Below are 12,615 nucleotides of genomic sequence, written 5' to 3'. Positions count from 1 at the left end.
GTGGTGTTTTGGGGCTTCAGTTTGCTGCTTACCACCCAACGGAATTAACTCATCTGACGGCTATTGGAGCCGCTCATAAGCCTTCTGTTCATTCCGCCCTGTTGCGCTATTTTCAACAAGCATTGATTCAGCGCTGCGGTGATGACCAGTCCGGAATTATTCTCGCCCGGGCGCTGGCCATGCTGAGTTACCGTACCGCTGAAGAGTTCGAGCAACGGTTTAACCACGCCGACGATGCGTTTGAGTATCTTCTGTATCAGGGAGAAAAGCTGTTAAAACAAAACGGTAATAACTGTCGCAGCCTGTTCACACACCTAACGCCAATACTGAATGACTACAGCATTGATCCAACCAGGGTTCAGGCAAAGGTACAACTTATCGACTTTCATAATGATGCTATTGCGCCTCCAAGTCTGGTCACGGAGCTGGAGCAATTACTCCCTAATCACACAGGTCGAGTCACCATTGAAACACCTTTTGGTCACGATGGTTTTATTAAAAATGTCGAACAATACCAATCGGCTTTAACGCATTTTTTAACTGAATCTCAACTGGAGTCCGCATGAAAGACGAAACACTGGCCATACATCATGGCTATGAAACCGACCCAACAACCAAGTCGGTAGCAACGCCCATTTATCAAACGGTGTCATACGAGTTTGATAACGCTCAGCACGGCGCCGACCTGTTTGATTTAGCGGTTGAAGGAAATATCTACTCGCGCATTATGAACCCGACCAACGATGTTCTGGAAAAACGCGTGGCAGAACTGGAGCACGGTGTTGCAGCACTTGCCGTGGGGTCAGGCATGGCTGCTATTGAATATGCTCTCATTACTTTGGCCAGTCAGGGAGACAACATTGTCACTACACCACAGCTTTACGGCGGAACTTATACGCTATTCCGCCATATGCTGCCATCATTTGGTATTAAGGTGCATTTCGCCGACTCCGACAAGCCTGAAGATATAGCGAAGCTTATTGATAGTAAAACCAAAGCGGTTTACTGCGAAAGTATCGGCAATCCTGCCGGTAAGATCGCCGACTTAGAAGGGTATGCTCAGGTTGCACATAAACATGGGGTACCTTTGGTCGTTGATAATACAGTCGCAACCCCCATACTCTGCAAGCCTGTTGATTTCGGTGCAGATATTGTTGTTCACTCGCTAACGAAATACATCGGTGGCCACGGCAATTCGGTTGGCGGTCTAATTGTTGACAGTGGTCGTTTCGACTGGGCTCAGGAAAAACAGCGTTTCCCTCAGTTTAGCTCACCCGAGCCCGCCTATCATGGCGTGGTTTATACTGATGCTTTTGGCCCCGCCGCATTTATAGCACGAGTGCGAACCGTTGCGCTGCGCAATACCGGAGCCTGTTTATCACCGTTTAACGCCTTCCTGCTATTGCAGGGGCTGGAGACTCTGGCCTTACGTATTGAACGTCATTGTGAAAACGCATTAAAAGTGGCTGAATATTTAAAAGCACATCCTCAGGTAGAGTGGGTTAACTTTGCAGCTTTACCAGAACACCGGAATCAAGAACTGGCAAAGAAATACATTAAGAATGCAGTACCGGCTTCGCTACTAACCTTTGGTGTTAAGGGTGGCTACGATGCCGGTGTGACTTTTTATGACAAGCTGAAACTGTTTAAGCGTCTGGTCAATATCGGTGATGCCAAGTCACTGGCCTGCCACCCTGCATCAACAACGCACCGGCAACTATCAACGGAAGAGCAAGCCTCGGTTGGCGTAAAACCTGAAGCCATACGCTTATGTGTGGGTATTGAAAATGTGGAAGATATTATTGCTGATATCTCACAAGCTTTGAGTTAATTAAGTACAAAAAAAGGCCACTTTCAGTGGCCTTTTTAAACAAAACGTTAGTCTTCTTTTTTCAGGTGAACGTCCATTTGGGGAAAGGGAATGCCAATACCCTCTTCATCCAGACGGTCTTTAATACGTTCCAGAAGATCCCAGCGGGTCGGCCAGTAATCTTCATTTTTTGTCCACGGACGCACGTTAAAGTCGACCGAAGAGTCACCAAGGTTGGTTACCGTAACCACAGGTTCAGGATCTTTCAGTACACGCTCGTCACTGGTAATAACATCCATCAGTGCTTTTTTCGTTTGCTGTAAGTTAGCACTGTAACTAACGCCAATCACTAAATCGATACGGCGCAACTCTTCGCGGTTGTAGTTGACGATGGGGCCGCCAATAATTTCAGAGTTAGGAACAAAAACCACCTTACGGTCCGGCGTTTTCATTATCGTCTGAAAAATATTAATTTGTTCAACCGTTCCTGAAACACCACCAGCGTCTACATATTCGCCGGCACGAATAGGACGGAACATAATCAGTAAAACGCCCGATGCAATGTTTGACAAAGACCCCTGCAGAGCAAGGCCAATGGCCAAACCTGCCGCACCTAAAATAGCAATAAAGGAAGTGGTTTCAACACCAACGTGTGACAACGCCATCATAATAGCGGCAATGAATATTACCGTTTTCAGAATCGCACCCACAAAACTGATGACTGCACCGTCTACTTCGCGCTTACGCATGTTCTTGGTCATTACACCGGTAACAGTATTCGCAACCATTTTACCGATAATGAGTATCGCAATAGCGATAACAAACTTAATCGAGAAACCGATCAGCATATCCTGGTTATCATTAATCCACTGAACGATGTTATCCATACAAATTCCTTATTAGGCAGAGGCTTAAACGAGTTATTAATTACAGTAATTGTAAACGGACTGACCTGCAAGTCAGATCACAACCGGAAGGAGTAACGTCCCTGAGAGTCAGGTTTCCCCATATACTCCATCATTCTAGCTAAACCTTCAGGTGTTCTTGGTGTCGGTTTAACCGTTCCCTGAGCATTAAAACTTTGACTATTAATACTGCCGTTAAAGTTCAGCCCCAGACTATTATTTCCGTCCATAGCAAGCGTAACGGCATTATTATCACTACAGCCGAGTTCAACCGGAAAATCCCCCAGAGACTGCCATTGGTTATTGACCAATACGCGTATTTGTTCTCCTCGTGCCTGCCCCTGCAGCTCGTCACACCAACGCACAGGCCCGGGAGCAGTGACCACAAAGCTGTCCAGCGACAAGCGCCAGTTACCACCCGTTTTTAGCGGTAAGCGAGTACCAACCAGCTGTAATAGCGCGTTGACATCACCACTGGCTGTTACATTCTTCGCGCCAACCTTTGTTGAGCCGGCCAGCAATTGACCGTTCAACGCAAAAGGGTTGTTGTTCTGAGGAAGGTTAACATCCACCACAAGCTCGCCCAGCAACACAGACGAGACCTGCCAGTCCCTCGCCAGATTACTCAGCACTATGTCATCAACAGCCACCTGTCCGGCAGTCCCCTGCCATAAGCTACCACTCACCTGAGATATCCGGATGTTATCCGGTAGCGGAAACCAGTAAACCACTCGTGCCGGTAACATAACCAGCATGGCAACCAGATACACGACAACTAACCAGGGTATCCAGCGCTTTAGATTCATGAAGCCTCTCTTACTAAAAGTTTGCGGAGCCTAACTTGTCCGGGTGCATTCAATTTCGCAATATCGACCGACGTCAATACTAACTGCTGTCGCTGCTCTAATTCAGCCAAAAAACTTACCAGGTCAGAGAAAGACACTTCATCCACGGTCAATAAATAGTCCTGACCCTGAGGCTGCAAACGCGCTATTTGGATATCTTGCGCTGCAGCAGCACGGTTAATGCGCTGACTCACTGAACCAGACGCGCTTTCCCGTTGTCCGGTTTTACCCTCTAACTTTTTATAACGTGCGATAGCTTGCTGTACCCACTGGTACTGCTGCTGTTGAGCCTCTAACTTGCGCTCGGCATTAGCCACTGCCTGAGCACTGGGTTGCCACACAGCGAAATACAGTAAAGCAATAAAAAGCACGCCGCCTAATACAGACAGCAACGTCTTCTCACGTTGATTAAACTGGCGCCAGCGTTGAGCTCCCAAATCCAGATAAGGCTTTAAGTAGCGTTTGAATCCATTCATGACTGAGCCCCTCCACTTTCAACTTGCACCGTCAATGCGCCTGATACCGTTTCTCCGCGGTTACTCATTGAGCCGGCTTCAATATTCAGGCCTTCTGCCTTTGCGGCTTGCTGGAAAGATTCAAACTGGGAAAAACTTTTAGCCGTTGCCTGTAACCGCAATTCGTTATTCTGAAACCGCAACAGCTCAAGCTGCAAGTCAGGTTCAGACTTAAATGCCGGTTCTAATTGCTGCAGAACAGCAAGCACTGATACCTGGTCTGAATTACCGAGACCCAGTCCGTCTAACTGTCGTTGCAATTGAACTTTCAAATTCACAATTCGGGTATTACCTGGAAATGCATCCCGATAAAGTTGCTCAGCCTGAGCTTTCAACGTTTCGCTTTGTGAATTTAGCTGCCAGTAACGCACACCATTTAACACAATAGCCAAGACAAAAAGTACACTCGCGGCTGTGGCAAAAGCCTGCCAGGGAAGCTCTACTGAACGTTTAGCTCTGTGTGAACGATAGTTTCCCTGCCTTAGGTTAAGCTTATTACCCGTTTCAAGACTTTGCACCGCAATAGTAAAAGGTACTTCGATATCGGCAGCAGTTAAAGGTGCCGGAGACTGAGGCCAGTTTAACTCACCGTAGTGAACAATTTCGGTTGGGTTTTCCTGCTCTGAAGCAAGGGCCGGTGCTAACTCTGCAAACTGTTCCTTTTCAACGGTAAAACCTTCCCAGGCTCCCGTTCTGACAATAATGCTGTCACCAAGCTCTATTGCCTGCCAAACACCTTCCTGATACGGAAGTAGGAAACAATCAGGCACCCAGTAAGGAGCGTCAATACCCGCTTCCGAAAGCCGTTTTAACCATTCATCCATTCGCTCTTTTGCGACCACAGCAACCGGTAACTCAGTTCCTTTTACGTCCGGCCAGGCAAAATGCAGCTGCTCTATGTCACTTGCCAGCTCTTCTTCCAGTGCATAAGGGATAATGCGCTGCAGATGTCTCTTGGTGCCTGCCGGCAGTGTTACCTTTGTCATAAAGACGTCCTGCCCCGGCAAGGCAACAATAACCTCGCAACGGCCTGCTTTGTCTTTGAGCTGAGAAAGCTCATCGACTGAATTCAGGCTACCGCTGGCAATTAACTCCTGCTGACTTTTATGCCAAACCAGCCAGGGTATGGGTTCATTCGTACCGTAAGCTGGCAAACGCAGAATCAGTGTTTCTTGCATAAACTAATCTCCCATCGCCCGGTACAATGTCTGTACTCGACCTTGGTTTAAATGTAATACCGAGCGCGCTCTCATCTCTATTTCACCCCACTGGATCATCGCAACCAGCTGGAAATACTCGCTTTTTACCGTCAGCTCTGAAAGGTCACTTTCCAGTTCAGAACGAACATTTTCAAGCTCAGCTAATTCGGTTAACTCTTCATCCGACTCGTAGCCCTGCTCCGGCCTATTGGCCAAAAGCGACATAGCATCAGCAATTGACAACTTACCTTCTGTCACGCCCGTCAGTACCGCTGCCTGCTCTTGTTCCAGTGTATTTATATTTATTTTTAATTCAGATTCATTAGGAATAACACAAACAACGGGCTTCAGTTTATTAACAATTTTAGCACTGTAACCGCGTACCATTCTTAGCTCACTCAAGTCCAGCAAGTGACTATTTGCTGCAAGATAGGGCTTAGGTAAGCTTTCGTAGTCTGGATCTTCTGCACCATTGCTTCCCGATAACTCGCTATCTTCATCTATCCAGTCTACCAGACTGTCGGTCAAAATTTCGGCCTGATAATTATCAATATCTAATGCCTGTAACAAGGCTTTATATTGCCGTTTGCGCTTTTCCAGTGTGCCTGGATCTTCCGCGTCAGCACTCAAACTGTTTAGATTAAAGCAGCTGTACAAGTCATTTACTCGTGCGGCGATTTGGCCGCCCTCGACAGGGAAAGGCCCATTGCGACCCGCCCAGTTTTGTTCACTATGGGCGACACCATCATTCTCATCGAGCTCTGTTTTAAGCACTTCTTTTAAAACATCTTCGGCGCTTAGCCACATCCAGTAGCCCTGCTCAGCTTGTTGCAGATTTCCCATACGGGTTATTTGCAACTGTAGTTTGCCACCTAAGTTGACGGCAATAACCGATACTAAAGCAATGACCAGCAGGACGGTTATCAGTGCCGCTCCCTTTTGCGACGACCGGGTTAAGTTAGTTGGCACCTCGATCCCCCTCAGAGTCATCAACTGCTAACTGACCAACACCAGCAATCAGAAACACCCGCCTAATGGTGCCAAAGTTTTCACTGCCAATGGTAACTTCAACCGCCTGAGGTAAGTCACCTGCACTCTCCCAGCTATCGCTCCAGCCTTCTTCTGTGTCCTGATTGGAGCGACTCCCGGTCTCACTGCGATAAAACCGAAAAGAGAGTTCATTCACATCTTCTAATAACGTCTGAATTGACGGCTCTGATGAGCGATCATTAGCAAATGTCTCGGTAACGCGCTGTAAGTCACCCTCCCATAGGCGGTAAACCACCGGCTGCAATTCGCTGCGCGGCAGAATATAGCCGGGGTTATCAAAACCGCTTCTGACAAACGCCAGCACGCCGCCGTCTGATTCAAAGTATCTTGGGTCGTTACTTAAATACTGATGCGTAATTTCCATAGCCGATGGCCGCGTCGGTTTAGCGACCATTTGGCGAATATCCTGCTGCATCAGCAACTGACTAAACTGCAAACGCTCTAGCTGATCACGTTGTTTCTGCGATTGCTCTTCTGTGCTGACCATTTGGTTCAGCACTTGAAAACTCGCAATACCGATGATGGCGAATATCACCATGGTGACCAACACCTCAACTAAGGTGAACCCTCTGTTTGCAGAGTTAGCGACCATTGCGAGACTCCCCCGCTGAATCGGGTTTACGCACGTAACGGGTTAGCCGAAAGTGTTCACGGCCGTTTTCGCTCTTCATCACTTTTATCGTTACCGCAACCACATTTGGCGTTACGGTTTCGGTCACTTGTTGTTGCCAGTACCAGGTAATGTCAGCTTGCTCTTGCTGGCCTTTTCGCCCGTTTTCCAGCGGCCAGTTGTTTTCAATAGAAAGCTCAGCCAGACGGTTAGAAGCCACATACTGTGCGAAGGTTTTATCCTGCAGGGCACTTAACCCGGTCAAATGTCCACTGGCCGCTTGTAACGCCGCCAAAGCGGCCAGACTAAAAACCGATAAAGCGACCATCACTTCAATTAATGTAAACCCTCGCATTAGCCGCATAACTACTCCGGAGCCTCTTCGGAGATACTGATTAACCAACTGTTTTGTGCAATCAGCCAGCGTTCCGCTTCAGGCTCGTTTAAATGCTCGATATGAACACTAAACAATGTCATCTCGCCGCTTGGAAGAATCAGAATATCGGGAACCAGACTGTCATCGTCACTTTCATCCGCGAATAGGCCACTCTCTAAGGACTCACTTTGCTCAACTATGGCTATACCCCGACTGGTAAACTCCCAGCGCATTGGCCATTCGGTCTTCTGGGCCCGCAAACCACGAGGACTCTTCTCTTTCCATTGTTCGTCCTGCCAGAATAAAAAACGATATCCGTCCTCATGAAACTTGAGACCAACAGGTTGCTGCCTGACCATGGCATATTCGCGTGCGTAGTTAAGCTGCTGACGTAACGCAACAGCAGCGTTATGAGGAGAATCTCCGCCACGCTCACCGCCTGGCAGGGTAAACACAACAGCGCTGGCGATAAGGCCCAGGATGGCCATCACCAGCATGACTTCAATTAAGGTAAAACCAAATTGACGACGCTTATTGATCACGGTCGTTGTTGCCAATCATCCAGCTGCCGAAGTCATCATCAGTGCCCGGCTGCCCATCAGGACCCGGCGAGAAAATATCAACATCGTCATACTGGCCCGGGTTCAATAACAGATAGTCATTACCATAGGGGTCTTGTGGTAACCGGCGGATATAACCACCACGACGATAACTGCGCGGCTGAGGATCTAAGTTCGGTTCGTTAACTAAAGCTTCAAGGCCTTGCTCAGTCGTTGGGAACATGCCGTTGTCGAGGTGATACTGTGCCAATGCATTTTCTAAAGCAACAATGTCAGCGATAACTTTTTGTTCATTCGCTTTTTCCTGATTGCCCAGAACATTGGGTAGCACCATAGTCGCCAGAATACCGATAATGGCAATAACGACCATTACTTCGACTAATGAAAAACCTGATTGATTACGTCTCATAGCTAAAGCCCTACACTATTATTTAATTGTAAAATGGGTTGAATGATAGACAGCACAATAAAGAATACGATACCGGCCATAGTCACAATGAGCACCGGCTCGAATACCTTTAAACTGACCGATACCAAATTCTCAAACTCTTTATCCTGGTTATCTGCCGAGCGTTTCAGCATCTGCTCCAGTTCACCTGACTTCTCCCCAGCCGCTATCATATGCAGCATCATAGGTGGAAATAACCCGGTTTCCTGCAGCGCACCTCGCATTGAAGAGCCCTCGCGCACACGGTCAGCAGCTTCATCGACAGCCTGCCGTATGGCTAAATTGCCTATCACTGACGATGTAATGCGCAAGCCGTCAAGCAGCGGAACAGCAGAAGAAGTCAAAATACTGAGTGTTCTGGCAAAACGCGCCGTACTCACCCCTCTTATGACCTTACCCAGCATAGGAAGTTTTAACAGTCGACGATGATATTTCAGGCGGTTTTTTTCGTTTCGCAGCCACTGATTGAAAGCCACCAAAACTAAGGCGATAGCTATTAACAACCACAGCCCCCAGTTCTGCAAGAACTCACTTATGGCTATCATCGCCAGTGTTGTAGGGGGCAATTCCTGTCCCATAGTAGAGAAGTTATCCACTATCTGCGGCACAATAGACACCAACAGAAAGACAACAATACCAACAGCAACCAAAGTCAGCATGAGCGGATAGATAAGCGCTTGAGTCAACTGGCTTTTCATGTGCTGCCGCTGCTCGGTATAGTTCGCCAGCTCATCCAGTACGGTGTCTAAATGCCCGGACTTTTCCCCGGCAGCCACCATGGCCGTATATAAGGAGTCAAATACCCCGGGAAACTCAGACATGGCTTCGGCCAGCCCGTAACCTTCAACGACTTTACTTCTTACTGACATTAGCAGCTTTTTAAGTCGTGGCTTCTCGGTTTGATCCGCAACAGCCAGCAGTGCCTGTTCAATAGGAAGTGCAGAACCCACCAGCGTAGACAACTGACGGGTTATAAGCGCTAAATCCTGAGCTTTAACTTTACGTTGAGGCAAGCCGAAACGCGGCGTTAAGGTTTTCTTTCTGTCCTGATCAGCTGCGGGGGCTATGCTCAATGGCATTAAGCCCTGCTCACGCAGCAACTGGCGCACCTGACGCTCAGTGTCAGCTTCTAAAACCCCTTTTTTCTTTCTGCCGTTAGCTTCAACAGCCTGGTATTCAAATGCTGCCACCCTTTACTCCTCGCGGGTAACCCGCAGCACTTCTTCCAGCGTTGTTTTGCCTTTCAGTACTTTTGCCAGACCATCCTGACGAATGCCCGGAGTCGACTGTCTAATGTACTTTTCAATAGACTGCTCACCGTGCCCGTTATGCACTAACTCACGCACATGATCATCGACAACCAGTAATTCATGAATACCGGTCCGCCCACGGTAACCCGTATGATTACAACGTTCGCAGCTACCGGCCCGATAAATTACGCTGTTATCTGAGGCACTGAGCCCCAGCATATTTTTTTCTTCATCGTCTGGTTCATGGGGCTGTTTGCACTCAGTACAAAGTGTTCGCACCAAACGCTGGGATAACACCGCCAGCAAACTGGAGGACAGCAGAAACGGTTCAACGCCCATGTCTTCCAGACGGGTAATGGCACCGGCAGCGGTGTTGGTGTGCAAAGTAGAAAGTACCAGGTGGCCAGTTAAAGACGCCTGGACAGCAATTTGTGCCGTTTCAACGTCTCGTATTTCCCCGACCATTACAACATCCGGGTCCTGACGCAAAATAGCACGAAGTCCGCGAGCGAAAGTCATATCAACACGAGGATTAACCTGAGTCTGACCAATGCCATCAATAGCGTACTCTATCGGATCTTCTACGGTCAGAATGTTACGGTCTTTTGAGTTGATCTCGCTAAGGCCTGCATACAAGGTCGTACTTTTACCCGACCCCGTAGGGCCAGTCACCAAAATAATACCGTGCGGTTTATAAATCAGTTCCTGGAAAATTTTCCGGTTCTCGTCAGTCATTCCCAGTTCAGTTAAATTGAGCCGCGCGTTGTTTTTATCCAATAAACGCAGTACCACCCGTTCGCCATGGTTCGACGGCATGGTCGAAACACGAACATCTACCGCCCTGCCTGCAATTAATAATGAGATACGGCCATCCTGAGGCACCCGCTTTTCAGCGATATCCAGCTGCGCCATAACCTTTATTCGTGACACCAGCAGCGACGACAACTTGCGGTTTGGACGCAGCACTTCACGCAATACACCATCAATACGGAAACGAATTAATAAGGCTTTCTCGAAGGTTTCGATATGAATATCAGAAGCCCCTTCCTTTATCGCCTCACTCAGCATAGCGTTAATGAGCTTAATAATAGGCGCGTCGTCTTCACTTTCCAGCAAATCTTCCGTTTGCGGTAACTCATCAGCCAGTGAAAATAGGTCCGACTCGTTCCCAATATCTTCCATCAGTTGTTTGGCTTCGGATGAGTCACGTTGATAAGCACGAGTTAACAGACTTTCAAAGTCGCTGGCGGCGTGCTCTTTTATAGTTACCGGCTGCCCCATAGCACGCCGGACTTCCTTCAATGCGGCTGCAGAAATACCGGCGCGACAATGCAGAATCATGGGTTCGCCATGCTCCACGACCACGCCAAAACGCTTAGCGAAGCCAAAAGGCAGGCGGGTTGTTGCAATGGCACTAGCTTCAGTCATTTGTCGACTCATTGTTTTTGTCGTCGCTGCTTTCCTTACCCTTCTTCTCCAGATACTCATCAAATCCCGGAGGTAATGTCAGTTTGTTGTCCCAGTCATTAAGTAAAGGCGTTTCCTCAGTTGGCATCAATGAAATGCCGCGTGAGCGTTCATCCAGTTGCAAAGCCCTGATGTAGTTGTACTTGGCCGAGCTCAAATCTCGCATACGGTTACCGTCACGCACAATTGTCGGGCGAATAAACACCATCAAATTTCGCTTTTGCTTAGAAGTTGACGTTGAACTGAATAACTTACCCAAAATAGGAATATCACCCAATAGAGGAACTTTGGATACCGATTCCTGCACGTCTTCATCAATCAGACCGCCAAGTACAATGGTTTCGCCATCGTCAGCCATCACTGTCGTTTTCAGTTCACGTTTATTAATAATAACGTCAACCGCTGTAGCGCCGCTCAAGCTGGAAACTTCCTGCTCAATGGTCATTTGCACAGCATCCCCTTCGTTAATCTGAGGGGTAACTTTTAATTTGATACCTATCTCGGTGCGGTCAACTGTCTGGAATGGGTTGTCATTGTTATCGCCAGTAGTTGAGCCGCTAATAGTCGGTACTTCCTGACCAACCAGAAAACTTGCTTCCTCATTGTCCACTGTGACAATGCTGGGCGTTGCCAGAATATTGGAACGAGTATCCTGAGTGACGGCCTGTACGACAGCAGCCCAATCATTCTGAATTGTACCGAACATCATCCCGTTTACCGATCCGAGTAAATTCGCCAACAACGAAATATCGCCTGGCTCGTCGGGTTCTGTCGTCGTAACTTCGACACCGCCGTCCGTTATACGAGTGGTGGTGGTCCCTGGTCTTTCACGAGCCTGATAAGCCCCTGCCGCCAAACTGCCAATGGGAACCTGGTTACCATTGTTGTACTGCACCATGCCGCCATCTTCGCTAATCCATTGCACTCCAAAATCAACGCTATCGCCTTCCATGATTTCTACAATAATGGCTTCAACCTGAACTTGGGCGCGGCGAATATCTAACTCCCGAATCACCTTTTCCAGTGACGCCAGCATGTCTTTTTGCGCTGTAATAACAACCGAGTTAGTCGGTTCGTGCGGGCTGATACTAACCGTTTCATTACCGCTGCTACGGCGACGCTGACTGTTATTTCCGGTGCTTGTTTGCTGCTCTACTTCCGCCTGAATAGAGCTACTAACGTTCTTTAATACTTCAACAACCTCGGGAGCTTTGGCATATTTCAAATAGAAAACCCGTGTGTTTCCTTCGGTTTTTAAGTCCTGGTCCAGTTGTTTAATCAGTTTCACTACGCGAGAGCGGGCACGAGGCTCACCACTCACAATGACACTGTTACTGCGCTCATCGGCAACAATTTTCGGGATCAATAACGCTGGCACACCCTCATTATTTTTTTCATAAAGCGACTGAGCAATGCGCACTATTTCACTCGCAGAAGCGTATTCCAGGCTGACCATGTCAACATCCTGATCGCCGGCCTGATCCACTCGCTCAATAATCTCGACTAAACGTTGCACCGTTTCTGAACGGCCGGTCATCATAATCACGTTAGAAGGGTCATAGCTGACGACCATGCCGCCT

The 12,615-nt window shown here is 48.1% G+C and carries 13 protein-coding genes and 1 pseudogene; 2 read left to right on the top strand and 12 right to left on the bottom strand.

The genetic code is table 11. The features are described from left to right. Together B3180_RS10405 and B3180_RS10400 are read left to right on the top strand one after the other, a co-directional pair. Positions 1-566: pseudogene (locus tag B3180_RS10405) on the top strand (homoserine acetyltransferase); the annotation flags it as partial. Then, positions 563-1,831 carry an O-acetylhomoserine aminocarboxypropyltransferase/cysteine synthase family protein gene (locus B3180_RS10400; RefSeq protein ID WP_286844377.1) on the top strand — a complete coding sequence of 423 codons (1,269 nt, stop codon included), beginning with the start codon at positions 563-565 and terminating at the stop codon, positions 1,829-1,831. The pseudogene B3180_RS10405 and the gene B3180_RS10400, both read left to right, overlap by 4 nt. Before the next feature lie 47 nt (positions 1,832-1,878). Here B3180_RS10400 and B3180_RS10395 read toward each other — a convergent pair whose 3' ends face one another. The 12 genes from B3180_RS10395 to gspD all read right to left on the bottom strand — a co-directional run. Next, entirely contained in the window at positions 1,879-2,697 is an 819-nt protein-coding gene (locus tag B3180_RS10395; protein WP_054489294.1) for a mechanosensitive ion channel domain-containing protein, read from the bottom strand. Between the two features lie 77 nt (positions 2,698-2,774). Further along, positions 2,775-3,521 (bottom strand): type II secretion system protein N, encoded by a 747-nt coding sequence (locus tag B3180_RS10390; RefSeq protein WP_286844375.1) that lies wholly within the window; start codon positions 3,519-3,521, stop codon positions 2,775-2,777. Next, positions 3,518-4,036, bottom strand: a complete 519-nt coding sequence (gene gspM / locus B3180_RS10385) for a type II secretion system protein GspM (RefSeq protein WP_199495128.1) — start codon at positions 4,034-4,036, stop codon at positions 3,518-3,520. The genes B3180_RS10390 and gspM overlap by 4 nt, the downstream gene beginning before the upstream one ends. After that, positions 4,033-5,253, bottom strand: a complete 1,221-nt coding sequence (gene gspL / locus B3180_RS10380) for a type II secretion system protein GspL (protein ID WP_278358470.1) — start codon at positions 5,251-5,253, stop codon at positions 4,033-4,035. Before gspL ends, gspM begins: the two co-directional genes overlap by 4 nt. 3 nt (positions 5,254-5,256) lie before the next feature. Next, the gene (gspK, locus tag B3180_RS10375) at positions 5,257-6,243 is read right to left on the bottom strand and encodes a type II secretion system minor pseudopilin GspK (RefSeq protein ID WP_054489302.1); all 987 of its coding nucleotides are present in this window, start codon (positions 6,241-6,243) and stop codon (positions 5,257-5,259) included. Beyond that, positions 6,233-6,916: a type II secretion system minor pseudopilin GspJ gene (gspJ, locus tag B3180_RS10370; RefSeq protein WP_273022669.1), complete on the bottom strand. Its 684-nt coding sequence runs from the start codon at positions 6,914-6,916 to the stop codon at positions 6,233-6,235. Before gspJ ends, gspK begins: the two co-directional genes overlap by 11 nt. Next, positions 6,906-7,298 carry a type II secretion system minor pseudopilin GspI gene (gspI, locus tag B3180_RS10365; RefSeq protein WP_222235695.1) on the bottom strand — a complete coding sequence of 131 codons (393 nt, stop codon included), beginning with the start codon at positions 7,296-7,298 and terminating at the stop codon, positions 6,906-6,908. Before gspI ends, gspJ begins: the two co-directional genes overlap by 11 nt. Before the next feature lie 2 nt (positions 7,299-7,300). After that, positions 7,301-7,867, bottom strand: a complete 567-nt coding sequence (gene gspH, locus B3180_RS10360) for a type II secretion system minor pseudopilin GspH (RefSeq protein WP_224798248.1) — start codon at positions 7,865-7,867, stop codon at positions 7,301-7,303. Next, a complete protein-coding gene (gene gspG / locus B3180_RS10355) occupies positions 7,842-8,279 on the bottom strand; it encodes a type II secretion system major pseudopilin GspG (protein WP_054489310.1) in 438 nt (145 codons plus the stop codon). The genes gspH and gspG overlap by 26 nt, the downstream gene beginning before the upstream one ends. A gap of 2 nt (positions 8,280-8,281) precedes the next feature. Then, positions 8,282-9,508 (bottom strand): type II secretion system inner membrane protein GspF, encoded by a 1,227-nt coding sequence (gene gspF, locus B3180_RS10350; protein ID WP_054489312.1) that lies wholly within the window; start codon positions 9,506-9,508, stop codon positions 8,282-8,284. A gap of 3 nt (positions 9,509-9,511) precedes the next feature. Further along, on the bottom strand, positions 9,512-10,996 hold the full coding sequence (gene gspE / locus B3180_RS10345; RefSeq protein ID WP_222235696.1) for a type II secretion system ATPase GspE: 1,485 nt from the start codon (positions 10,994-10,996) through the stop codon (positions 9,512-9,514). Then, positions 10,989-12,615, bottom strand: a 1,627-nt coding sequence (gene gspD / locus B3180_RS10340) for a type II secretion system secretin GspD (protein ID WP_286844369.1), incomplete at its 5' end; no start/stop codon positions are given. The genes gspE and gspD, both read right to left, overlap by 8 nt.

Origin of the sequence: Idiomarina sp. UBA4206 (assembly GCF_002383015.1) — a bacterium.
GTDB lineage: Bacteria > Pseudomonadota > Gammaproteobacteria > Enterobacterales > Alteromonadaceae > Idiomarina > Idiomarina abyssalis.
The sequence above is the reverse complement of the archived record's forward strand: the minus strand, read 5'-3'. Positions and strand labels throughout refer to the sequence as shown.